Source organism: Candidatus Frankia nodulisporulans (genome assembly GCF_902806475.1).
Classification (GTDB): Bacteria; Actinomycetota; Actinomycetes; order Frankiales; family Frankiaceae; genus Frankia; species Frankia umida.
The window spans coordinates 24913-49066 of sequence record NZ_CADCWS010000007.1 but is presented as its reverse complement, the minus strand read 5'-3'; the positions used below and the strand labels follow the sequence as shown (position 1 = coordinate 49066).

The following is a 24154-nucleotide window of genomic DNA, read 5'->3' as shown; positions in this document are numbered from 1 at the left end:
GGCCGCGTACGAGCCGCCCGCTTCGCCGCGCACCAACGGTTACCTCCCCACCGCGTCGGGTATGCGCCCCGCGGCCGGCCCCGCTGGCCCGTCGGTGGAACCGCCCGGGTCCGCGCCGACCGAGCGGCCCGCGGTGGCCGCTCCCCGGCCAACCAGCCGACCGGCGGCGCCGGCGGCCTTCGGCGGCACCGGCGTGCGCCCCGCGGCCTCCGGCCCGGCGCCTGTCCGTTCGTATCCACCCGCGGCCGACGCGGGATACCCCGCCGCCGGTGCCGACGGCCGCGCCCAGGCAGCCGCCGGGCACAGCTACGGGCAGGCGCCGACGGCCGCGCCGGACCTCACCCACGGTTATCCGCCGGCCGACAACCACTACCCTGACCGCCCCCCGGCGGGCGCGGCCTACCCGGACGCACGCCACTACGAGCCGACCCGCGGCGACGAGCCGGCCCAGCGATACGAGCCAGCCCAGACCTACCAGCCGGCACAGCCACAGCGGCCAGTCCAGGCCCGCGAGTCGGCCCAGACCTACGAGCCGGCCGCGCAGGTTCCGGTGGCTCGGCCGGTCGAGGGGGCCACGGCCGTAGCCGGCCACGAGGCGGCGCGGTCGCCGGAATCCGAGTCCTCGTGGGCACCGGCGGGTGCCCACGACGCACCGGACGTGGCCGAGCCGTCAGCGTTCGAGGCCGCACCCCACATGGGGCCCGCGCAGGGCGCCACAGCGCAGCCAGAGGCCGTGGCTGCCGAGGCCCTGGCTGAGGAGCCGGAGTCGGCGGATTCGACCGCGGGTGGCCAGATCAGCCGCCCCGAGCCGCAGGCGCCGCGGCGGACGGCGGCCAGTCGGGTCAGCTCACTGCCGCGCAACACCGGGCGCCGGGTGCCCACCGCCCCGGTGACCGCCCGACCGGCCGTCCCGCATCCGGCCGCGCCGGTACCCGCCACCCCGGTACCCGCCGCTCCGGCCGCCAGCGCCGCACCGGCCGTGGTGGGCAAAGCGGCCGTCGCCGCCGCGACCCGCCCCAGCCAGCCAGCGGAGAACCCTCGGGCCGCCGTGGCCCAGGCCGGCCGGTCGACTGTGACTTCCACCACACCGACGTCGTCGGGGTCGGTCAGCCCGGGCGCAGACCACGCCGCCGAGGCTACGACTCCGACCGCCACGCCGGCCGCCGCCCACGCCGAGGAGCGGCTCGCGAGCGCCGCAACGGCCACCATGGCGGCGGGTTCGGCTGCGGCCGAACCGGCGGCCGACGCGGCGGAGGACTCCCCCGCCGCGTCGGCCAGCGGCGATCCCGCGCCGTCGGAGGCCCCGGCCCCGGCCGGCGGGCGCCGACAGGCCGGAAACCCCGCGGCCACCAGCCGGAAGCCTTCCGTTACCCAAAAAGACGATCCGAGCACGGAAAGCGGGGACGACGCGAACACTGAGAAGCCAAACGGACCCGGTACGTCACGAGGCCGCCAGAACAACGGCACCCGTGGGGGGGATCGCCCCGCAGGCGGTCGACGTGGACGCAAGTCAGTGCCAGCATGGGATGACATCGTGTTCGGTGCTCGACGGACCTGAACTTCCGGCGACGCCGAAGCGAGAACAGCCCGCGGGGGCAGAACCCGCCGCGGGCACCACGCCGCTCTGGATGCAAAGACGCCACGAGAGCCGGCTGTGAGTAAACCGTCACATGGTCAGCCGGAACGTCTGACCGCCTAACACAGTTGGAGTAGATGTGACAGGGACTACCACGAAGCCGACGCTGACCAACCTCGATCGTTGCGACCGGTGCGGTGCCCAGGCATACGTGCGGGTGGTGCTGCCGGGCGGCGGAGATCTTCTGTTCTGCCGCCACCATGCCAAGTCTCATGACTCCAAGCTGCGCGAGATGGCGGTCGAGTACCACGACGAGACCGACAAACTCACTGTTTCCTGACACCTCCGTCAGATTTCCGAAAGGGCATGTCACGGCGCCGTGACGTGCCCTTTTTACTGCCCGGAGCACGGGTCGGCGAAGCGGCCGGGCCGCGACTGACCGGGTTCCGGGACGGCGCCATCTCGCTGGCAGGCAGACTTCTGGGCCATCGTCCGGGTGCCGCTGGCCGGGCGGCACCCTACCAGGCCATACGGTGGCACTGTGGCCGTCAGCGGTAGTGGCCCGCCCACCTCGGTGGCGGAGGACCGAGCACGCCGTGCCTCGGTTCTGCTGCGGCGGGCGGCGAGCGCCGGTGCCACACCCGGGCTGGTGGCGCAGGCGCGCCGCGGCCGGGTGGCCGCGGCGGGCAAGGTGCGCCGCAGCTCCATGTACCGACGCCTGGACGGGCAGCGGCAGCGGGTACCCCGCCGTCCGTTCCGGCTCGCCCGGCGCACCATGTCCAACGCCTGGCGGCACCGGGTACTGGGCCTGGCGGCCGAGGCCGGCTTCTGGCAGCTGCTCTCGCTGCCACCCCTGCTGCTGTCGTTGCTCGGCGCCCTTGGCTATGTGGCCGAGGCGATCGGCCACAACTCCCTCGCCAGCATCCGCACCAGCATCCTCAGCGGTGCCGGCGACCTGCTCACCGAGTCCGTCGTCGACGAGGCGGTGCGCCCCACCGTCGACGAGGTGCTCTCCCGCGGCCGCCCGGATGTGATCTCCATCGGCTTCGTGCTGTCGTTGTGGACCGGTTCGACCGCCATGGCGACCTTCGTCAACACCATCACCATCGCCTACGGTCAGCGGGACCTGCGATCGGCGGTCCGCAGCCGGCTGGTGGCGCTGGGCCTGTTCATCGCACAGGTGACCAGCGGCGTGATAATCCTTCCGGCGCTGGTACTCGGCCCGGAGATCATCTCCCACATCCTCGACGCCGAGCGACACCCGGTCGTCGACCGCCTGCTGACCCTGCTGTTCTGGCCGGTGGTGGGCCTGGTCGCCCTGACCATGCTCACCTCGCTCTACCAACTGTCCCTGCCGGTGCGTCGCCGCTGGTGGCGAGCCCTGCCCGGAGCGTCCCTGGCACTGGTGTGCTGGCTGGTCGGCAGCTACCTGCTTCGGCTGTACCTGGAGTTCGTGTTCAGCCACGAGCTGGTGTACAGCTCGCTCGGTTCGCCGGTGGCGGCGCTGCTGTTCTTCTACATCACCGCCCTAGCCGTCCTGCTCGGCGCCGAGCTCAACGCCGCGCTGGACGAACGCCGCCGGCTCGAGGCCATCCCCGACCCCGAGCCCGACGCCGGCCCGGACGCCGGCCCGGATGCCGGCCCGGATGCCGGCCCGGGCACCGGGTCCGGGCCGGCCGAACCGCCGATGGCGATCGGCCCGACCCTTCCGTAACGATCAGTAGGTGCAGCCGGCTGGTGCGGCACCGGCCGCCGGGGCGTCCGCGGCCACCACGGAGGCCGCGAGCGGACGCGTCCAGCCGACGGGCACGGCCGTGCGCGACCCTGTTCCCACGGCAGCCCCACCGGAACCACCGGGGACGACCGATAGTGCTCCCGTTGTGCCCTGTTCGGATGTCGAGCCACCGAAGGGCTTCAGGAACGTGGCGAGCGTGGCCGGATCGGGCAGCAGCACGCTCTGCCCCGCCCGGCTGGACGCCACCGCCGGCACCGTCGCGAAGACCACACCACCGGAGCCGATGGACTGCATCCGCAGCGCCAGCAGGCGCAGATCCGCCAGCGACGTCCCGTCATCGAGGGTGAGCGCCGCGGTCGCCGCGTCCACCACATTGATCATCTGGGACGGGTTGAGCAGCGTGTCACTGGACGCGATCCGCTTGAAGATCACGCCGAGGAACTGCTGCTGGCGACGAATCCGGTCGAGGTCGCTTTCCGGCAGGCCGTAGCGCTGCCGGACGAAGGCGAGCGCCTGGGCACCGTCCAGCCGGTTCTCGCCGACCTGGCCGGAGAAACCGGAGAAGCGGTCGTGCAGGTTGTCGAAGCCGCGGGCCTTCAACCCGGCCGGGAGCTCCCTGATACAGACGGTGACGCCACCCAGGGCGTCGGTCATGCCCTGAAAGCCCACGAAGTCGATCTGGACGTAGTGGTTGACCCGAATCCCGGTCAGCGTCTCGATCGTCGACACCAGCAGGGACGGCCCGCCGTAGGAGAAGGCCGCGTTCAGCTTGGAGCGCTGCGCCGCGTGGTCGGTGCCGCGGGCGTCGGTGTACGCGGGGATGGTCACCCACAGATCACGCGGGAAGGAGATGAGCGTCGTGGAACCGTTCGCGTCCAGATGCGCGAGGATCGTCGTGTCCGAACGCTGACCGTCGGTCTGGCCGAAGGCTCCGTTCGTGCCGGCCCGTGAGTCGGACCCCACCAACAGGATGTTCTGCGTTCCGCCACCTGCCGGTGACGGACGGTCAACGCCGGAACCAAAGCGCAGCGCCACGTGGCTCACCCGGCCGTCGTAGTGGCGCAGTACCGACCACCCTGCGGTCGCCAACACCAGCACCACCATGGCCATCGCCGCGGCGACAACGGTGACGACACGGCGCACGCCGTCCAACCGCTGGGCGGGTTCGGCGGCGGGTTCGGGTTCACGCGTTCCGGGCCGGTCGACGACGGGCCGGTCGATCCTGGTCGGCGGGATCGCGCCGACCTGCCGGCGGTCGGGATACCGGTCGGCGTCACCGACACGGCCATCCCAGCCGCGCTGGCCACCGCGGCCGTCCCGGTCGCCGCGCGCATCCGGGTACCGCCGCGTGGGCGGGCCGGCGGCCGGCGGGCGGCGTTGTGGCTGCCGCCCCGCGGGCCAGTTCTCGGCGGGCGGAACCCGGCGGGGGTCGCGTCCCGGCGGGGTGCGGGGAGCACGGTCACGCGCCCCGGGATCCCGGGGCGCCCCACCCCTGGGATCGGGCGCACCTCGGCCCGGGCGATCCCCTCGGTCGGGCTCGGGCGGGCCATCCCGATCCGGCCGATGCGGAGGCCAGGTCATGGCTGCGTTTCCTCCCTCGCCCACCGGGCCTGCTCAGCTGAGCCGGTGGCCATCCGTACCGGTGCGGGCGGCGCCGGCACGGGCACCGACCCTCGGTGCTGCGCTCGTTCGGCGGTGCCGGACCACGTACCAAGCGGCAGCGGACGAACGGAACACTCCAGGACACCTTCTCACCGATCCCGCGGCCAGGACACCATGTCCGCTGGGCCCGCCTGTCGCCAGACCGACGCAGGTGTGTCCGCCAGGCCAGATCGGCAACCTCCGGACCATCGCCCACGATCGGGCGGCGCTCTCCCACCACCAGCCCACGGCAACAGGAACCGCGTATGCGCGGCGATGGGACGATTCGTACCGAAAATGCAGCACCCTGCCATCCGGGTCACGTCGACAGTTCCGACAACTAATATCGAGGACCAGATTTTCGCGGCACACCGAACATCGTCCGCGCCGGAAGCCCACCCGCTCCTCCCCCAGCGCACCCACACCACACCCCGCGGACACCAGTCAACAATTGGCGACAGATAGTAACGAGATGAGAGATTGCTCTGATCTCCGACAACCCGCCGCAGGCCTGTGTCCACCAACCCGTGGTCGCCGACCGAATTGTGTGCCCTCGCGAGCCAGGAAGTGCGGCCACCACGATCGCCGCGCACGTGAGCAGCCCCACTACCCAGGTAAGAGGAGCACTACCCCGGGAAGCCGCACCGCCCTACCGTTATCCGTATGAGTGGCCAGCCTGACGAAAGCACACCGGCGCAGCGCGGCACGGGGGTACCCGAGGCCGCCCCGACCGGACGTGACGAGAACACCAGCACCGCCAACGGAGCGGATTCGACATCATCTCCCGGCACCAGCCAGCCGGCCGTGGATCGCGATTGGGTGCCCGGCACCGGGCGGGAACCCGGTCAGGTCAGCCACGATGAGGAACCGCATGCGGCGTTCCGGCGATTTATGGCGACCAACTGGGCCCCCCAGGACAACGCTCTGCCATCCCGCGATGACTGCGCTCCCTACGCGGCGAAACGCCGTGCCTTGTTGGGCACCCGGTTCCCGACGGATGCGCTGGTGGTACCGACCGGCGGCCTGCGTGCCCGGGCAAACGACACGGATTATCCTTTCCGTCCGGGAAGCGACTTCTTCTGGCTGACAGGTTGTCATGAACCGGACGCGGTACTGGTTCTGCTACCGAACGCGGCCGGCGACCACCAGACGACGCTGTATGTCCCCGGCCGGTCGGACCGCTCCAGCTCCGCGTTCTACGCCGATCGCCGTTACGGCGAACTGTGGGTCGGGGCCCGGCCAGGGGTGCGCGAGACCCAGGCGGCGTTGGAGATCGAATGCCGGCCCCTGTCCGAACTCGGCGACGTCCTTGCCCGGCTGGCACCACGAAACACCAGGGTGTTGCGGGGAATCGACCCGCTCGTCGATCGCTCGGTACTGCGCTGGTCGGCGGACGGCTCGTCGGTCGATCGCGATGCCCAGCTCGCCCAGGTGCTTTCCGAGCTTCGTCTGGTCAAGGACGACTTCGAGCTCCTGGCCCTCGACGACGCCGTCGCGGCCACGGTGCGCGGCTTCACCGAGTGCGTGGGAGAAATCGGCCATGCGATGACGCTGCCAAACGGGGAACGCTGGCTGGAGGGCACCTTCTGGCGCCGGGCCCGCGTGGATGGCAACGACGTCGGATACGGCTCGATCGTCGCGTGCGGACATCATGCGACAACGCTGCACTGGGTCCGCGACGACGGGCCGGTGCGGGCCGGTGAACTGGCCCTGCTGGACATGGGGGTGGAGGGGCGTTCCCTCTACACCGCCGACGTCACCCGTACGCTGCCGATCACCGGCCGGTTCACGCCCGTGCAGCGCAAGGTCTATGACGTCGTACTACGCGCGCAGCAGGCCGGGATCGAGGCGGTCCGGCCCGGGGCCTCGTTCCTGGATCCGCACCGGGCGGCGATGCGGGTCATCGCCGCGGCACTCGAGGACTGGGGGCTGCTGCCGGGTGGGGCGCAGGCGTCGCTGTCCGACGATCCGCAGGCGCCTGGGGCCGGTCTGCACCGGCGATACACCCTGCATTCCACCTCGCACATGCTGGGGCTGGACGTCCATGACTGCGCCCAGGCACGTGATGAGGCCTACCGGGAGGGGACGCTGGCCGCCGGGATGGTGCTCACCGTGGAACCCGGCCTGTACTTCCAGCCGGACGATCTGACGGTCCCACCCGAGCTGCGTGGCATCGGGGTGCGGATAGAAGACGACATCCTGGTCACCGGCCATGGAAGCCGGAACATGTCGACCGCGCTTCCGCGAACGGCGGAAGAGGTCGAAAACTGGATGGGTCAGCACCTGCCGAACTGACGGAACGAACAGAGCCGGCGACAGCCCGCGTCAACCACGCGGGCGGCGGCACATTTTCCTGCCACACCGGCCGTTCCTGCCACACCGGTCGAGCCGGTGTGGCAGGAACACACCCTGGAAAACCTGACTGGCAGGTCCAGGGCCAGCGAGGCGCGCGACCCGCGGTCGAATACCGCGGGCGCGACGGGTACTACGAGGTCCACTGCTTCGAGCCTCGACCCGGAAAAGTGGGCAAGGCCGGGATCAGTGAGCCTTGTCGTACGCCTCGACGATGTTGGAGGCGATACGGCCACGGTCACTCACCGTGTATCCGTTGCTGCGCGCCCACTCACGAATGTCAGCGGTGCGGTCGGTTCCACCGGTACGCCGCGAAGCGGTACGCACGCCACGGCGGGTGCCCGCCGCGCGACCGCCGGAACGGCGTGCCGCGGTGACGAACGGAGCCAGGGACTCGCGCAACTTCGTCGCGTTCTTCTCCGACAGGTCGATCTCATACTGCGCACCGTCGAGTCCGAAGCGGACAGTCTCGTCGGCCTCTTCTCCACTGAGATCGTCAATCAACGAGACGATGGTCTTCTGAGCCATGCCACTCTCCTTCAGGTCAGCGAACCGCAGAACTCACGCGTCTAGTATTACCACGAGAACACCAGGAACTGTCACGCGTGGATGGACGGAGTCGCGAACTCGGGCCACCGAACACCAAGACACGGTCTTGCGCTCGGCGGTGTGGCGCTCGGAGTGCGCAACCCAAAGCCGGGCGCCAACGCCGGCCCGATAGGAAGTGATCATGTTCTGCGAATCACACCTTCCGCGCCGAAACGCGGACCGCAAGCGGACAGTTGGGCGACCGTCGACCGCCCGGCGAGCATGCCCGCCGACCTTGGGACACCGATCGTGTTCGTCTACCGACTCCCCGGACGATTGCCAGGCAATCGACGGCCATGAGCCGGTCGGTGCTTTGGGGCGCCGGCGCCGGGAGGGGAACCGACCGGTACGAATGCCTTTGGAGATCGGCGTGGTGGATGAGTACGCCTGATTCCGGCGCGGACCCTATGCCTGCGCGCACGGAGGAGTACCCACGGACGTGGGTGTTGGACGCCGCGAACGTGATTGGCGCGGGCGCCGATGGCTGGTGGCGCGACCGGCCAGGTGCCGCCCGGCGGCTGCTGGCCGCCATTTCGGCGTGGATCGACAGCCCACCCGACGGGAGCGGATCGCCGCGGCTGCTTCCCACCCGGATCGTCGTTGTTCTGGAGGGCGCGGCCCGCGCCGGCCACCCGGCCGGTCCGGTCACCCGATCCACCGGCCCGGACGACGCCAGCACCGGAAGTGACGTGACAGGTAGTGCGGACGTGACAGGTGGTGCGGTGGGGGCCGGCGGGAAATCCCCGACGGTTCCCGTGGCACGGCCGATCCTCGAGGTCGTCCACGCGTCCGGTCACGGGGATGACGCCATCGTGGCCGCCGCCCGCGAGGCCGGCCCGGAGGTCCTGGTGACCACGTCCGACCGTGCCCTCGCCGAGCGGGTGCGGGCGTTCGGCGCCCGGACCCACGGTGCGCGGTGGCTACGCGACACGATCGGCCTGTGAAAAGATCAATCAGGACATATCAGGATTCTGACGGCGGCCCGGCGGACAGCGCCCGCGAGTTCACCGGGTATTCGCGACGGCCGGCCGCGGAGCCCTGTACGACGTTCAACGCCGCGGGGAGCACACAAACCCTGACATCGGTCAGCTGGTGGCCATACGGCCTTGTTGGAGGCCTTTACCGCCATGGGAGCCGACGGCTTCGGCAGGGGTGCGACCGGGCGGCTTCTGATCACCCGTGGTCAACCGGGTGTCCCGTCATGGTGATACCCGAGACCTCGGGGCGGTCCCGCCGCCAGCCGCGCCGGCACCGAGCGGCGGCCACGGCGATTCCCAGCCGGTGACGGCGCGGTTCCCGGACGGCGACGGCACCACCGCGAGATGGTGCCGGCCCGGCTTCGGGGTCGCCGCAGGGCGGCTTCGGGGTGGGGACGGAACGGCCTTCTCGGGTGAGGACCGAGCGGCTCTCAGACGACGGCGGAGACGGCTCGCCGACGCGACGGTGGGCCAGCCGTCAACCGGGCGGAATAACGCCCGGCGGCCACGGAGACGTCCAGGGGAATGCCGAAGCAGTCCGACAGTCGTGCCGCGGTGAGCACCTCGGCCACCGGCCCGACGGCCCGGACCTGGCCGCCGCGGACCAGCAGGGCATGCGTGACCCCCACCGGAATCTCCTCGACGTGGTGGCTGACGAGCACCGAGACCGGGGCGGCGGGATCGGCGGCGAAACGGGTCAGCCGGCGCAGCAGCGCCTCCCGGGCGCCGAGGTCGAGCCCGGAGGCCGGCTCATCCAGCAGAAGCAGTTCGGGATCGGTCATCAGGGACCGGGCGATCAGCACCCGCTTGCGTTCGCCCTCGGACAGCGTGCCGAACCGCCGATCGCGTAGTTCCCGGCAACCGAACTGGGTGAGCAGCGTCGCGGCCCGGTCGAGATCGACCTGGTCGTACTCCTCATCGGCGCGGCCGAGCACCGACCAGCCCGCCGTGACCACCGCGTCGAGCACCCGCTCCTCGCGCGGAGGCGTCTCGACCAGCGCCGGACTCACCACACCGACCCGATAACGCAGGTCGAGCAGGTTCACGGTGCCCAGGCGATGGCCGAACAGCTCCACCGAACCGGCGGTGGGAAACAGCCGTCCGGAGGCGATCTGCAGCAGCGTCGTCTTGCCCGCCCCGTTGGGCCCGAGCACAACCCAACGTTGCCCGGCCGACACCTCCCAGCTCACGTCCCGCAGCAGGAAAGTCCCGTCGCGCACGACGTTGACGTGGTCAAGGCGCAGCACCGCGTCCGACATGACCCTCACGTTACGCGACCCGCTCCACCCCGCGGCGGCAGGTCAGCCCCGACCCCGCCACACCGGCCCGCGACCCCCGATCGGACCACCCGCCCGCGCCCGACCGGGCCGCCCAGCCGGGCTGTCAGCCGGGCCGGGCTGTCAGGCCGGGCCCGGCGGGCTGCTCAGCCGGCTGCCGGGTCGACGAGATCGATCTCCGCCCACACCACCTTGCCGTCGGCGATCGGTCGCACACCATGGCGCACGGCGAGCCGGGAGACCAGGTCAAGCCCACGTCCGGCCTCGTCGTCGACGGCGGCGAGGCGCCGCCGGGGCAGCCGCCCACCGCCGTCCGCGACCTCGACGACGGCGCGCGACCCGAGCATCCGCAGCCGCACGCTCAGCGGCGGTCGACCGTGGCGAACGGCGTTGCTGGCCAGCTCCGAGAGCACCAGCACGACGACATCCACGAGCTCCCGGTCGAGCCGGGACTCCTCCAGTGTCAGCCGGGCCTGGGCGCGAACGGCACGTAGCCCGTCCGGACCATCCACGTTGACGTCGAGCAGGGTGGGTCCGGCCACCGGGTCGGCGGCCAGCCGGGCGAACAGCAGCGCCACACCCGGATCGTCCGGTGCCGGCTGGCCACCGCGCCCCAGGCCAGCGCAGGCCGACTCGACCAGTGCGGCCAGCGCTATGTCGGCGCCGTCACCCATGCGGGCCAGTACCGCGGCCAGATCCGACACCCCGGCGTCGGCGTCGCGTCCGCCCGCGCGGACCAGTCCGTCGGTGAACAGCGCGAGCAGATAGCCCTGGCCCAGTCGCACGGTGTACTCGATGGGGTCGGCCGACACCCCGTTCTCGGCGCGAGCCGCGCCCAGCGGCCCACCGACGGCCATGTACAGCCGCGAGACCAGGCCGTCGGGTGCCACGACCAGGGGCGGCGGATGCCCCGCGCTGGCCAGCGTCAACACGCCCGTGTCCACCTCGGCGATCGCGTACAGGCAGGTGGCGGACTGCGCGTCCGGCGCGTCGGCGACCACCGCGTGCAGCAGGGCCAGCACCTCGCCTGGAGGAAGATCCAGCCGGGCGCCGGCCCGGGCGGCGGCTCGCAGCTGGCCCATCGTGGCGGTGGCCGCCACGCCCTGGCCGCGGGCCTCCCCGATGACCAGCGCGACCCGGCCGGCACCCAGATCGATCACGTCGGACCACTCGCCGCCGGCGTCGCCGTCCCCGCCACCGGCCAGGTAGCGAGCCGCGACCTGCAACCCGGCGGGGGCGTTCGGGTGACCACCGCGCAGGGTGTCGCGCAGGCGGGCAGCGCCGCCGATCGCGGCCCGGTCACGCTCGAGGCGTTCCAGGGCCACGCCGGCGCGGGCCGCGAGCTCACCGAGGAAGACCGGGTCATCGTCGGTGTAGGGGGGTTGGGCCGCGGTGCGGGTGAGGGTGATGACCGCCGCGGTCCCCGCCTGCCCCGGCACCGCCAGCGCGACGGTGGTGTGCGCGTCGATCTGGCGCAGCCAGCGGGCCGTGTCGGCCGGCGGCTCCCAGTCGTCGGTGGCGTGGGTGACGATCCGTCCGGTGGCGGTCGCGGCGACCTCCCCCAGCGGGTGGGACGCCACGGCGAGCGCGGCCGTCCAGGCCGCCCGGGCCGCCCGGGCCGCCCGGGCCGCGTCGGCACCGGCGCCGGTCTCCACCAGCAACGGCACCAGCCTGGGCGGCACGCCCCCCGGGGCGGTCGCCGCGCTCTCGGCGGAGGCCGCGCCCCCGGCCGGGGCGGCACCGGTTCCACGCGTGTCCGGGCTGGCATCCGCGATGACCAGGTGGATCGCGCAGACCTCGGCGACCTCGGTGGCGAGCAGCCGTGCGAACGCGCGCAGGACCGTGCGGGCGTCGCCGGCGGCGGACACGGTCGCGGTGGCCCGGGTCAGCAGGTCCAGCCGGTCGTCGGCGGACTGGCGGGCCTCGCGTTCGGCCTGGGCGGCATCGAGCGCGCCACGTCCGGCCTCGGCGGCCACGGCGAGCCGGTCGTACGCGCCGGCCCGTTCGACCGCCCGGGCGGCCGCGGCCGCGATCGCGTTCAGGTAGGCCCGCTCGGCCGGGGTGAACGTCCGCGATGTCGGGAACCCGAAGGTGACCACGCCGATCGGCGCCCCCTCGGCGGGGACCAGCGGCAGCAGCGCCCAGGCCTGCTCACCGGTGGCCGCGACCGAGTCGGCCAGCCCGGACACGGGCCAGCGCTCGAGCAGTTCCTGCTGGTCGGACAGGAACAGCGCCCGGCCGCCGCGGACCACCTCGGCGATGGGATGCACCGCGCCCAGCGCGACGTCCGGCCACGACCAGGCCCGGCTGCCACCGCCGGGTGGGCGCAGAAAGCGCAGTTCGTCGTGGTCCGCGTCGATCAGGGCGACGCCACGCGCCTGCGCCTGCACGGCCTGGCCGCCGGCGTCGAGGATGGCGGTGACGACCTCGTCGACGGTGTCGGCACCGGCCAGCGCGACCGCGAACCGGCTGCCGGCCTCGAGGCGATCATCGGTGGCCGCCACCTGCCGCGCGGCCTCGTCGGCCAGCCGCTGCGTCGCCGCCGCCTGATCTTCGGCGGTCTGCGCCCGTTGGCTGGCCGCGGCCGCCTGGTCGGCGGCCTGCTCGGCCTGGCGTTCGGCGGCCGCCGCCCGGGATTCGGCGGTCTGCGCCCGCTCGTCGGACTGTTCGGCCCGCCGATCGGCGGCCTCCGCGCGACCGACCGCCGCCTCGGCGCGCTCGTCGGCGGCCTGCGCCCGTGCCTGCGCCTCCTGCACCCGCTGGTCGGCCGAACTCGCCTGTTCGACGGCGGACCCGGCCTGCTCCTGGGCCGCGGCGAGCTGTGCCACCGCCTCCTGGGCCTGGCGCCGCACGGTCTCCAGCTGCCGTTGCGCCTCGTCCACCTGTTCCTGGCTGGACGTCGCCTGCTCCTCGGCGACGCTCGCCCGCTGCTCGGCCGTGTCGACCCGCAGTTCGGCGGCCTCGGCCCGGCTCTCAGCCGCGTCCGCCCGGCTTTCGGCCGTCTGTGCCCGCCCGAGTGCCGCCTCGGCCCGCTGGCTGGCCTCGGCGCGACTGGCCTCGGCGGCCCGCGTCGCGCTGAGATCACGCACCAGCCCCAGCCATTCGACCGGACGGCTCTCACCCAGGGCCACCGGCAGCACCCGTGCCAGCATCGTGGGCGCCAGGGCCGACGTGGGCGCCGGAGCCGACGGTGTCGGCCCGCCCGTGGACGCGGCGCCATCAGCGCCATCAGTGCCACCCATGCCACCCGCGGCGCCTGTGCCGCCCGCGGCGGAGTCGTCCGGCCGTACCGGGGCGGGTGCCAGCCGGAACTCGGCCTCGAACGGGGCGCTCTGCTCGAGTGCGCGCTGCCAGCGGCGGGCGACCTCGTCACGGTCGTCGGGATGCACACCCGCGAGCCATCCGGTGCCGGCGAGTTCGCCCGGATGCTGGCCGGTCACCGACCGCCAGGCGGGCAGATCCACGTCGAGGCCGCTCTGGGCGGTCGCGTGGAACACATCGCCCCCGCCGGATTCGGCCACCGCCCGGTAGCGGGCCTCGGCCTGCCCACGGTCGTGCTCGGCCGCCCGCACACCGGTCACGTCCACCGCGACGAAGGCGAGCCCGACCGGGCCGAGCTGCGGATCGCTCACCGGGAACCAGCTGGCCGACCAGGTCCGCGTCGGCGCGCCCGCCCCACCGGCGACGCCCACCTCCAGGTCGATCACCGCCTCGCCGCTGCGCAGTGCCCCGGCGACCAGCGCGTCGAGTTCCTGGCCGGTGTCACCGAGCACCTCGCTGACGGTGCGTCCCAGATGCTCCCGGGCCGGACGGCGATCGAGGCGGGCCAGGGTGTCGTTGACCCGGACGAACCGGCCGGCCCGGTCCAGCAGCGCGAGCCCGACCGAGGCCCGGGCGAACAGGACGTCGAGCAGCGCGTACGCGGCGATGGCCGGGTCCACCGCGCCGGCGCCGCTGGCCGCCGCCGTCCCCCGCCCCGGACCGCTCCCACCGGCACCACCCACACCACCCACACCAGCGACAGCGCCCACTGCCTGCCCACCAGCACCGAGGTCACCGCCGCCGAGGAGGTCAGCGCCGTCTCGCGACACCATCGGCCATCCCGGCGGCAGGACGGGCACCTCCCGACCACCGGCGCGGCCGGGCCCGGTGGGCGGCGAGGCGGACGACGAGGAGGCGGCGGCCGCCGCTGACGCCGCGGCGGAGATCGAGGGCGCCGCCGCCGGACCCGGCTCGGGGTTACCCGCGGGCACCCGTCCGGTCGACCCCGGACCGGGTCCCCCGGACCCGATCACATCCATGGCCCGAACCGGCCATCCGGGCTCGCGGTGGGGACCCCCGAATGCTCCGGAAGCCGGCCAGACGGGGGGCTGCTCGGAGTGCGGCGACGTCATGGGAGACGATTGTGGCCGGTGTGACCATGTTGTGCAGAACCGCCCCAGGTCGGCGCCGGTCCGGCGGCGGGCGGCAGCGCCTCGGGCGCGGGACGCCGCGGGTTGCCGGTGGGCGCCGCGCCATCCTCGACCGGCAGGGCCGGCGTCCAGAAACGACGTGGCCCGACGTCTGCCCGGGGTACCGACGGCCCGATGACGATCTCGCTGGACAGCACGGTCAGCCCCACCGTCGACACGACGACCGGATCGAGCGTGAGACTGACCACGTCGGGCAGATCGTCGGCCAGCCGCCCCACCCGCAGGAGCAGATCCTCGAGCGCCGCGACGTCCAACGGCTGCGCGCCGCGGTAGCCGAGCAGTAGCGGTGCGGCCCGCACCGTGCGGACCAGTTCGGCGGCGTCCACGTCGGTCAGCGGCAGGATGTGATGCGCACGGTCACCGAGCAGATTGGTGGCGGGACCGGACAGACCGAAGGACACCAGCGGTCCGTAACGGGGATGTTCCTCCGAGCCGACGACGACCGGCACCCCCGCCGGTGCCATCGGCTGCACGGCCAGCGGCGACCCCGGGCCGAGCTGGGCCCGCAGCGACTCCCAGGCGCCGCGCACGGCGGCCGCGTCGGCCAGGTCCAGGCGCTGGCCGCGCAGGTCGGGCCGGTGGCGGTAGGGCTGGGCCAGCGACTTGAGCACCACCGGGTACCCGAGCGCGTCGGCGGCCGCCACCGCCTCCGTCGCCGAGGTGACCACCGGCGCCGCGAGCACCGTGATGCCGTAGAGGGCGAGCAGCGCCGCGGCCCGCTCGTCGGAGAGCCGCCGGGACGCGCCGGGCTCACCGACCGGCGCGGCGACCTCGGGCGCGGTGAGCACGGCCCGGACGTCCTCGGCGCGTGTCGGCAGGCCGGGCAGGGTCGGCACGACACCCCCGGGCCGGGACCGCCACTCGGCGTAGCCGACGACGCGGCGTAGCGCCGCCACCGCCGCCTCCGGGGACGGGTAGGCGGGGACACCGGTCAGGCTCTCCGGGAGCGCGACCCCGCGCATCGCGGCCAGCACCGGCACCTCGATCCGTCCGACCGCCCGGGCCAGCCCGTCCAGGGCCGAGGTGGGTGAGGCGACGGGAAGCTGCACCACCGCCACGATCAGCGCGTCGGCCCGACCCGCGGCGTCGACCAGGGCGGCGGCGAACATCGCCGGGTCGCCGTCGGCGGGCAGCAGCACCTCCTCGGCGTGCAGGCCCGCGGCGCCCGCGGCCCGTGCGGTCAGGCGCACCAGGGCCCGTGAGTCCCCGACGACACACACCCGCCGACCGGCCGGCAGCGGCTGGGAGGTCACCAGCAGGGCGACGTCGAAGGCCTGGGAGAGCCGGTCGACGCCGAGCACGCCGGCCTGGCGCAACAGGGCGTCGTCGAGCACGGAACGTCCCGAGTAGACCGTCACCACCGGCTTGCGCCGGCCCACCCGGCGGGCGAGGCGGACGAACTTGCGCGGGTTGCCGAACGTCTCCAGGTGCATGATCACCGCGTTGGTGGCGTCGTCCTCCTCCCAGTACTGGAGCAGGTCGTTGCCGCTGACGTCACCGCGGTCACCGGCGGAGACGAAGCCGGAGAGCCCCACCCCGCGTGCCGCCGCGGTCTCGATGATCGCCCCGCCGAACGGACCGGACTGCGCGTAGCAGCCGATCCGACCGGCCGGCGGCATCCACGGGACCATGCTCGCGTTCAGGCCGGCGCGCGGATTCTGCACACCCATGCTCGCCGGCCCCACCACCCGCATGCCATCGGCGCGCGCCTCGGCGACGAGCATCTCGTCGGCGGCGTCGTCGCGCTGGTCGGTGATCACCACGATGCCCCAGACGCCGGCCAGCCCGCAGGCCGCGACGACCCCGGGCACCGCACCCGGCGGCACGCACACCACGGCCAGGTCCACCGGCTTGGGCACGTCGGCGATGCTCGCGAAGGCCCGGATGGAGGCGACCGAGGTGCCGGCGGCCGCGGCGGCGGGGTTGACCGGGTACACCGGGCCGTCGAAGCCACCGGCGAGCAGATGGCGCAGCACCGCGTTGCCGACCGATCCGGTGGAACGGCCCGCGCCGAGCACGGCGATCGCCCGTGGATGCAGCAGCCGGCGGATGGAGGCCGCCTCCGCCCGGTGCTCGCGGGCCCGCATCACGTCGACGGACCGTTCGGTCGGCGCGATCTCGAACGACAGCCGCACCGCGCCGTAGTCGAACGTCCGCGCCACCGTGTAGCCGGCTTCGATGAACACCCGGATCATCTGCCGGTTCTCGCTGAGCACGTCCGCGTCGAACCGGCGCACCCCGCGGTCACGCGCGGCGGCCGCCAGGTGCTCGAGCAGGATCGACCCGAACCCGCGGCCCTGCTGGTCGTCCTGGACCAGGAACGCGATCTCGGCCTCACCCGGCCCGGACGCCGCCCCCTCCCAGTGCGCGAGCGCGACCAGATCGTCGCCGATCATCGCGACGAGGGCGCCGCGGCGACGCTGGTCGACCACGGTCATCCGGTGGATGTCCTCGTCGGTCAGGGATCGGCGGGCGGCGAAGTAGCGGTAGTAGATCGTCTGCGGGGAGAGTCTGGTCCAGAACGCCCGTAGCAGCGGCCCGTCCGAGGGCAGGATCGGCCGGATGTGCGCCGTCCCGCCGTCGGTCAGGATGACGTCGGCTTCCCATTCGGCCGGGTAGACTACCGGCGGTACGGGGTCGCTCACCGGTCGCGCGACGGGTCGAGGCCGTGCAGCGGCAGCACCTCGAGGCGGGTCCGGGCGACCGCCCGGTCCAGCGGGCTGTCCGGGTCGCCGTCACCGGCGTCCCAGGGCCGGTAGCGCACGCTCGCGCCGTCCCCGAGGGTGCGCGGCATGCCGTTGACGGAGCCGACCGACTCGAGGCCAGTGGCCGCCCGGACCCGTTCCGGCGCGGCGGCGCGCCACTGTACCGGGAGCACCTCGCCGGGTTCGAGCGGATGGTGCGCGGCGATCGCGAGCAGCTGCGTCCAGGCCCGGGGCACCACCGCGTCCAGCGCGTACCCGCCGCCGCCGCAGGCCAGCCAGCGGCCCTCGCACAGATCATGGGCCAGCGTGTGCAGCGCCTCGTAGGAGGCACGCTGCCCGTCCACCGACAGCTCCAGATCGGCCAACGGATCGAGGCTGTGGGTGTCACAGCCATGCTGGGTGACGAGCACCTGCGGCCGGAACGCGCGCAGCAGCACCGGGACGACCCCGGAGAACGCCCGCAGCCAGCCGGCGTCGCGGGTGCCCGCCGGCAGCGCGACGTTCACGGCGCTGCCCGCCGCCTGCGGCCCACCGGACTCCTCGGGGAATCCGGTGCCGGGGAACAGGGTGTGCCCCGACTGGTGCAGCGAGATCGTGAGCACCCGCGGGTCGTCGTAGAACGCGGCCTGCACACCATCGCCGTGGTGGACGTCGATGTCGACGTAGGCGACCCGGTCGACGCCGGCCGACAGCAGCCAGGCGATCGCGACCGCCGGATCGTTGTAGACACAGAAGCCGCTGGCCGCCCCGGGCATCGCGTGGTGCAGCCCGCCGGCGATGGCGACCGCGTGCCGCGGCGGGCCACCCCACACCGCCCGGGCGGCGTCGAGCGTCCCACCGGTGATCAGCGCCGCGGCCTCGTGCATCCGGGCTAACACCGGATTGTCACTGCCGCCCAGCCCGAAACGGGCGGCGAGGCGGGCGTGCACCGGTTCGGGGGCGACCCGCACCGCGGCGACATAAGCCGGATCATGGACGAGTTCGAGCAGGTCGTCGGGTGCGAGGCTGGGGGCGGCGATCTGCACCCCGGCGGCGTCGAGCACACCCAGCTGCCCGGCCAGGTCCATGGTCAGGCCCAGTCGCACCGGGTGCAGCGGATGCTGCGGCCCGAAGTCGTAGCGGGCCATCGCGGGATCCCAGGCCAGCAGCGTCGGCACCATCACGCCTCGACGGTAGCCCCAACGGGCGTTGTCGGGCAGCCGCACGCGGACGGTGCGGGCCGTCGGTGCGGCCGGCGAGGGCGGCGGGCGAGGTGGGTCGGGGGCGCGCACGCCGGCCGCCTCGCCGTGTGCCCAACGGAAATACCCTAGGGTCATTGCCCGTGGCAGCTGACGGATCAGTACCGCTCACGGCGACGGCCGACGGGGAGGCCCACCAGCCCGACGCCCCGTCGCGGACACCACTGGGCGCACCGCTGTGGCGTCCCTCCCCCGAACGGGCCAGGCAGGCGGTAGTGACGCACTACCGGGACTGGCTCGCGCAGGAACGCGGGGTCGTCCTCGACGACGCCGCCGCCCTGTGGCGATGGTCCGTCGACGAACTCGGCGCCTTCTGGGAGTCGATCTGGGAGTTCTGCGCCGCCGTCGGTGACCGCGGCCCGGGTCCGGCACTGGCCGACCCCGCGATGCCCGGCGCCAGCTGGTTCCCGGGCGCGCGGGTGAACTACGCCGAGAACGCGCTGACCCGCCGTGGCCCGGCCGCCGCCCTCATCGGCGTGCGCGAGGACGGCGCCACCGCCGTCGTGTCCTGGGACGAACTGCGCCGCCAGGTCGCCCGCGCCGCCGCGGGGCTCCGCGCCCTGGGTGTCACCGAGGGCGACCGGGTCGGCGCGGTGCTGCCGAACACCGTCTACGCGGCGGTCGCGATGCTGGCCACGGCGAGCATCGGAGCGGTGTGGTCGTCCTGCTCCCCCGAGCTCGGCCCGACGGCGCTGGCCGCCCGCCTGGCCCAGATCTCGCCCACGGTGCTGGTGGGCGTCGACGGTTACAGCCACCGCGGCCGCGCCTACGACACGGTGGGGGCGTTGGCCGCCGTCGCCGCGGACCTGCCGGACCTCGCCGCGACGGTGATCGTGCCCTACCTGGCACCCGACGCCTACACCCGCGCCCGGGAGGCCGGTGTGGCGAACCTGCTCACCTGGGACGAACTGCTCGCCACCGACCCCGGCGAGCTCACCTTCACCCGCGTCGCCTTCGACGCCCCGCTGTGGATCCTGTTCTCCTCGGGTACCACCGGCCCGCCCAAGGCCCTCGTCCACGGGCATGGCGGCATCCTGCTCGAACATCTCAAGGTCCTCGCCCTGCATCTGGACGTCGGCCCGGACGACCGCTACTGCTGGTTCACCACGACCGGCTGGATGATGTGGAACTTCCTCATCTCCGGCCTGCTGGTCGGCGCCACCGTGGTGCTCTACGACGGCGCGACGGGCTATCCGACGCTCGGCACCCAGTTCGGGCTCGCCGAGGCGCTGGAGCTCACCGTGCTCGGCACCTCCGCCGCCTATCTGCACGCCTGCCGGGACGCCGGGCTGGTACCCGGCCAGAACGCGGACCTCTCCCTGCTGCGCACGATCGGGTCGACCGGCTCGCCGCTGTCGCCGTCGGGCTACGCGTGGGTGTACGACGCGGTGCGCGCGGACGTGCTGCTGTCCTCGATCAGCGGCGGCACCGACGTGTGCACGGCGCTGCTGGCCGGTCTGCCCACCCAGCCGGTGCTCGCCGGGGAGATCAGCGGCCGGGCGCTGGGCTGCGCCGCCGCGGCCTTCGACGCCGCGGGCACACCGCTGGTCGACGAGGTCGGCGAGCTCGTGGTGACCGCGCCGATGCCGTCGATGCCGCTGGCCCTGTGGGATGATCCGGATGGCGACCGGCTGCGGGAGACCTACTACGCCACCTATCCCGGGGTCTGGCGGCACGGCGACTGGGTCCGCTTCACCGCCGCAGGTGGGGCCGTCGTCGAGGGGCGGTCGGACGCGACACTGAACCGGCACGGGATCCGGATCGGCGCCGCGGAGCTCTACGAGGTCGTCGAAGCCCTCCCCGAAGTGATCGACAGTGTCGCCGTGGACGTCTCGGACGCCGCGGATGACGCCAGGCTCCTGCTGTTCGTGGTGCTCGCCGAACCCGGGCTGACCGAGCGGACCGCCGAGCGGATTCGCATGGCGCTACGCACCGAACTGAGCCCCCGACACGTGCCCGACGAGATCATCGAGATCGGTGCCGTGCCACGCACCCACACCGCCAAGAAACTCGAGGTTCCGCTCAAACGGCTGCTCACCGGCGTGCCGCTGGCCGATGTGGTCAGCCTGGACGCGGTGGCCAACCCACAGGCGCTGGTGGCGTTCGCGTCGGCCGCCGCCCGCCGACGGGGCGTCCGGCCGGCTCCCCCGCGGTAGCCGGCCGGGCGGCAGACAAAAAGCCGGATCTTCGCTGCTGATCAGCGAAGATCCGGCTGCCATCGGTCTCCCGGCGCCGCGGTCACCCTCCACCGCGGTTTCGGGCGGGTGCCACCCGAGACCTCGAACGCGTGCCCGCCACAGGGCGGGATCACCTCGACCGCCGGCGGGGGGGTGGCGCCGGCGGTCGGCGATCAGTCGAGGAACTCGCGCAGCCGGCCGGCGACCGCGGGCTTACGCAGCTCGCGCAGCGTGTCCCGCTCGATCTGGCGAATGCGCTCACGGGTCAGGCCCAGGCGGTTACCCACCTCGGCCAGGGTGTGCTGCTTGCCGTCGGCCAGGCCGAACCGCAGGCGCATCACCTCCCGCTCCCGCGGGTTGAGCCCACCGAGCACGTTGTCGATCTCGTCCTGCATGGCGCCGTAGGAGGCGGCGTCGGCCGGCGAGGTCGCGTCCGAGTCCTCGATGAAGTCACCGAGCACGGAGTCGCCGTCGTCACCGACGGACGTCTCCAGGCTGACCGTGTCCTGCGCGTAGCGGCGCAGTTCGACGACCTGCTCGATCGGCATGTCGAGCTCGAGCGCGAGCTCCTCGTCGGTCGGTTCGCGACCGAGTGTGGAGACGAGCTGGCGCTGCAGCCGGGTGATCTTGTTGATCTGCTCGACCACGTGGACCGGGATGCGGATCGTGCGGGCCTGGTCGGCCAGCGCGCGGCCGATGGCCTGGCGGATCCACCAGGTCGCGTAGGTCGAGAACTTGTAGCCCTTGGCGTAGTCGAACTTCTCCACGGCGCGGATGAGGCCGAGGTTGCCCTCCTGGACCAGGTCCAGCAGGGTCATCCCGCGACCGCTGTACTTCTTCGCGACGGAGACGACCAGGCGCAGGTTCGCCGAGACGAGCTGCTGCTTGGCAGCGTGCCCGTCCTTGACAAGCAGGGCCAGATCCCGGCGGAGATCCGCGGGGAGCTCGGGAACGGCCTCCAGCTTGTGCTCGGCGAACAGGCCGGCCTCGACCCGCTTGGAGAGCTCTACTTCCTGAGCGGCGTTGAGCAGCGGCACCTTGCCGATCTCGCGCAGGTACATGCGCACGAGATCCGCGGTGCCGGCGTGCTCGGCGGTGGCGCGGGTGGCGGCGGTGACTTCGTCGGCCGCTTCGCCGTCCTCCTCCTCGAGGAGTTCGACGCCGGCGGCGTTCAGCCGCGCGATGAGCGCCGGGAGCAGCTCGAGGCCGATGTCGGCGGCCTCGAGCGCGTCCCTCAGCTCGGAACGACTGATCTCGCCGGCCTCGCGACCGCGCGCGATGACATCGGCGACCGCGCTCACGTCAAGCTCGTCGATGTCATCGGATACGGCCGCCAGAGAGCGACTGGTAGAGGTACGGGCAGAGGTGGCGGACCGGCGAGTACGCCGCGGGCTACGCGGGCGGTTCTCGTCGGTACGCTCGGCAAGGTCCAGGGCAGGCAGCGTCATCAGTGGCAAATCCGATGGTCGGTGCGGGTGGGACGTCTGTTTCCGTGCACAAGGGAGGCAACGAACGATGCTGCGGAACTATTCCCTGCGCAGGGCGCACCCGGACATCAGCGATCGCCGGGCCTACCGGCAGTGTAGACCCTGGCCTTCGAGACGCTGAACCCGCTGTCGCGAAGACTACCTGTCAGATCCCCTCGTGTGGCGTGTTCAGCGAACTATCTTGACCGTCTTGCGTGCCCGGACCCCCGTCGCGACCCCACATCTTCAACGAAGAGTAGTCCCATAATTACGGATGGCGAGAAATTTACGGCGACTGCCGCGCGCGCCACATTTCCGGTTCGCTACCGCCATCGAGCCGCTCCGGCGCGTGCGCCCCACCACAAGGTGCCGACAACTCCCCCGGACGGCGACCCCCACCCGGGCGCGCCCTCGCACCGTCCGAGAACTGTCCCGCCGCTGTCCCGGTGCCGTCCCGCGACCGTCTGGTCCCAGCATGTCGTCGGCGTGTCGGCGGCGCCACCCGAACCGGCCACGGTCCGCACCCGCCCAGGTAATGCGGGCCACACCCGGGGCGGCCTACCAAGGCGCACAGGGTGTGACGGCTGCTCTCACACGATGGTTGCACCCAGCCTCCCGGCAGAGCTGGCGGCGCTACGCGAGACCGCGGTCTCGGTGCTGCGCGGCAACGACCTCGGCGACGTGACCCGGCCATCGCCGACGTTGTATCCGCACCAGTGGCTCTGGGACTCGTGTTTCATCGCGATCGGGCTGCGCCATCTCGACCCCGACCGGGCCGCGGCCGAGATCCTGTCGCTGCTGCGCGGCCAGTGGCCCAGCGGCATGATCCCCCACGTGATCTTCGCCGAGACCACGGACTTCTACCACGCCGGCCCGCAGCGCTGGCGCTGCGACCGGGTGACGACGACGGCCGGCGGCATGCAGAGCACCGGCGTCACCCAGCCACCGATGATCGCCGAGGCGGCGGTGCGGGTGGGCGAGGTGATGACCGGCTCCCAGCGGGCCGCGTTCTACCGCGCGCTCTACCCAGGGCTGCTGCGCTTTCACCAGTGGCTTTACGACGAGCGCGACCCGGACGACGACGGGCTGGTCGCGCTCGTGCACTCCTGGGAGTCGGGGATGGACAACACCCCGACCTGGATGGAGATCACCCGCCCGGCCGCACCGCTGGGAGTCCGGGTACTGCGCCGCGTCAACGGCGACGACGCGCTCGACGCGCTGCGCCGCGATTCCAAGGAGGTCCCCCCGGACGAACGACTGACCTCCGGCGACCTGTTCACGCTCTACCGGATCGTGCGCGAGCTGCGCCGATCCCACTACAACTTCCGCGAGATCCGGCGCACCATCGTCCCACTGGTGCAGAACGTGGCGTTCAACGCGATCCTGGTCCGGGCGAACGAGCATCTGGCGACGATCGCGGCGGAGATCGGCGAGGTCATCCCGCCCCGGCTGCGCCGCTCGATCCGCCGTTCCCGCGAGGCCATCAGCCAACTGGCCGTGGACGGGCTTTACTACAGCCGCGACTTTCGCACCCACACGCTGTTGCGGCACGAGACGATCGCCGGCCTGCTACCGCTGTACGCCGGGGTCGTTCCCGACGACCGGGTCGACGCGATGGTCAAGATGATCAGCTCGCCTCGGTACTGGTCGCGGTTCGGTGTGGCCAGCGTCCCGGTGGACGACCCGGCCTTCCTGCCTCGCTGCTACTGGCAGGGCCCGGTCTGGGTGAACATGAACTGGCTGATCGCCGACGGCCTGGAGCGTTACGGCCGCCTCGACGCCGCCGACGACCTGCGCCGCAACACCGTCGACGTGATCGCCGCGTCCGGCGCCATGTACGAGTACTACTCCCCCCTGGACGGCTCCGGCGCCGGCAGCAACCGCTTCTCCTGGACCGCCGCCCTGCTCATCGACCTGCTCGCCACCCAGCGCTGACCTGCCTGTCCCGCG

General features: G+C 72.9%; 14 protein-coding genes. 7 read left to right on the top strand and 7 right to left on the bottom strand.

Features of this window, described 5'->3' with window-relative positions:
- The 3 genes from G6R24_RS01920 to G6R24_RS01910 all read left to right on the top strand — a co-directional run.
- A partial coding sequence (locus G6R24_RS01920; protein WP_476727345.1) for a DNA polymerase III subunit gamma/tau domain-containing protein occupies nucleotides 1–1558 on the top strand: 1558 nt, incomplete at its 5' end.
- Nucleotides 1559–1715: 157 nt separating this feature from the next.
- Nucleotides 1716–1916: a DUF7455 domain-containing protein gene (locus G6R24_RS01915; RefSeq protein WP_163547434.1), complete on the top strand. Its 201-nt coding sequence runs from the start codon at nucleotides 1716–1718 to the stop codon at nucleotides 1914–1916.
- Between the two features lie 201 nt (nucleotides 1917–2117).
- Nucleotides 2118–3290 carry a YihY/virulence factor BrkB family protein gene (locus G6R24_RS01910; protein ID WP_225438015.1) on the top strand — a complete coding sequence of 391 codons (1173 nt, stop codon included), beginning with the start codon at nucleotides 2118–2120 and terminating at the stop codon, nucleotides 3288–3290.
- A 3-nt stretch (nucleotides 3291–3293) separates the two neighbouring features.
- Here the strand turns inward: G6R24_RS01910 and G6R24_RS01905 are convergent, their stop codons facing one another.
- Complete coding sequence (locus G6R24_RS01905) at nucleotides 3294–4454, bottom strand: LCP family protein (protein ID WP_338084401.1); 1161 nt, start codon at nucleotides 4452–4454, stop codon at nucleotides 3294–3296.
- A gap of 1161 nt (nucleotides 4455–5615) precedes the next feature.
- On the opposite strand from G6R24_RS01905, the gene G6R24_RS01900 reads away from it, so the two are divergent.
- Nucleotides 5616–7247, top strand: coding sequence for an aminopeptidase P family protein (locus tag G6R24_RS01900; protein ID WP_175084792.1), 1632 nt, complete (start codon nucleotides 5616–5618; stop codon nucleotides 7245–7247).
- A 243-nt stretch (nucleotides 7248–7490) separates the two neighbouring features.
- On the opposite strand, the gene G6R24_RS01895 is transcribed toward G6R24_RS01900, so the two are convergent.
- Entirely contained in the window at nucleotides 7491–7832 is a 342-nt protein-coding gene (locus tag G6R24_RS01895; RefSeq protein ID WP_163547432.1) for a histone-like nucleoid-structuring protein Lsr2, read from the bottom strand.
- A 503-nt stretch (nucleotides 7833–8335) separates the two neighbouring features.
- Between G6R24_RS01895 and G6R24_RS01890 the strand changes: the two genes are divergently transcribed.
- The gene (locus G6R24_RS01890) at nucleotides 8336–8836 is read left to right on the top strand and encodes a hypothetical protein (protein ID WP_225438014.1); all 501 of its coding nucleotides are present in this window, start codon (nucleotides 8336–8338) and stop codon (nucleotides 8834–8836) included.
- Between the two features lie 464 nt (nucleotides 8837–9300).
- Here G6R24_RS01890 and G6R24_RS01885 read toward each other — a convergent pair whose 3' ends face one another.
- From G6R24_RS01885 to G6R24_RS01870, 4 genes are all read right to left on the bottom strand, one after another.
- Entirely contained in the window at nucleotides 9301–10128 is an 828-nt protein-coding gene (locus G6R24_RS01885) for an ABC transporter ATP-binding protein (RefSeq protein ID WP_163547430.1), read from the bottom strand.
- 164 nt (nucleotides 10129–10292) lie between these two features.
- Entirely contained in the window at nucleotides 10293–14447 is a 4155-nt protein-coding gene (locus G6R24_RS01880) for a SpoIIE family protein phosphatase (protein WP_163547429.1), read from the bottom strand.
- Between the two features lie 89 nt (nucleotides 14448–14536).
- Nucleotides 14537–17263 carry a bifunctional acetate--CoA ligase family protein/GNAT family N-acetyltransferase gene (locus G6R24_RS01875; protein ID WP_163547428.1) on the bottom strand — a complete coding sequence of 909 codons (2727 nt, stop codon included), beginning with the start codon at nucleotides 17261–17263 and terminating at the stop codon, nucleotides 14537–14539.
- Nucleotides 17260–18483, bottom strand: a complete 1224-nt coding sequence (locus G6R24_RS01870; RefSeq protein ID WP_163547441.1) for an acetoin utilization protein AcuC — start codon at nucleotides 18481–18483, stop codon at nucleotides 17260–17262. The genes G6R24_RS01875 and G6R24_RS01870 overlap by 4 nt, the downstream gene beginning before the upstream one ends.
- A gap of 161 nt (nucleotides 18484–18644) precedes the next feature.
- Here G6R24_RS01870 and G6R24_RS01865 point away from each other — a divergent pair, with 161 nt between their 5' ends.
- On the top strand, nucleotides 18645–20717 hold the full coding sequence (locus G6R24_RS01865; protein ID WP_391530157.1) for an acetoacetate--CoA ligase: 2073 nt from the start codon (nucleotides 18645–18647) through the stop codon (nucleotides 20715–20717).
- Between the two features lie 194 nt (nucleotides 20718–20911).
- On the opposite strand, the gene G6R24_RS01860 is transcribed toward G6R24_RS01865, so the two are convergent.
- On the bottom strand, nucleotides 20912–22186 hold the full coding sequence (locus tag G6R24_RS01860) for an RNA polymerase sigma factor (RefSeq protein WP_163547427.1): 1275 nt from the start codon (nucleotides 22184–22186) through the stop codon (nucleotides 20912–20914).
- A gap of 615 nt (nucleotides 22187–22801) precedes the next feature.
- On the opposite strand from G6R24_RS01860, the gene G6R24_RS01855 reads away from it, so the two are divergent.
- Nucleotides 22802–24139, top strand: coding sequence for an amylo-alpha-1,6-glucosidase (locus G6R24_RS01855; RefSeq protein WP_163547426.1), 1338 nt, complete (start codon nucleotides 22802–22804; stop codon nucleotides 24137–24139).
- The last annotated feature ends 15 nt before the right edge of the window (nucleotides 24140–24154 follow it).

Bases quoted from the DNA above. Each gene is read 5' to 3' on its own strand.
- G6R24_RS01900 (WP_175084792.1), top strand. From the start codon at position 5,616: ATGAGTGGCCAGCCTGACGAAAGCACACCGGCGCAGCGCGGCACGGGG.
- G6R24_RS01895 (WP_163547432.1), bottom strand. From the start codon at position 7,832: ATGGCTCAGAAGACCATCGTCTCGTTGATTGACGATCTCAGTGGAGAA.
- G6R24_RS01860 (WP_163547427.1), bottom strand. From the start codon at position 22,186: ATGACGCTGCCTGCCCTGGACCTTGCCGAGCGTACCGACGAGAACCGC.
- G6R24_RS01880 (WP_163547429.1), bottom strand. From the start codon at position 14,447: ATGGATGTGATCGGGTCCGGGGGACCCGGTCCGGGGTCGACCGGACGG.
- G6R24_RS01855 (WP_163547426.1), top strand. From the start codon at position 22,802: ATGGTTGCACCCAGCCTCCCGGCAGAGCTGGCGGCGCTACGCGAGACC.
- G6R24_RS01870 (WP_163547441.1), bottom strand. From the start codon at position 18,483: ATGGTGCCGACGCTGCTGGCCTGGGATCCCGCGATGGCCCGCTACGAC.
- G6R24_RS01885 (WP_163547430.1), bottom strand. From the start codon at position 10,128: ATGTCGGACGCGGTGCTGCGCCTTGACCACGTCAACGTCGTGCGCGAC.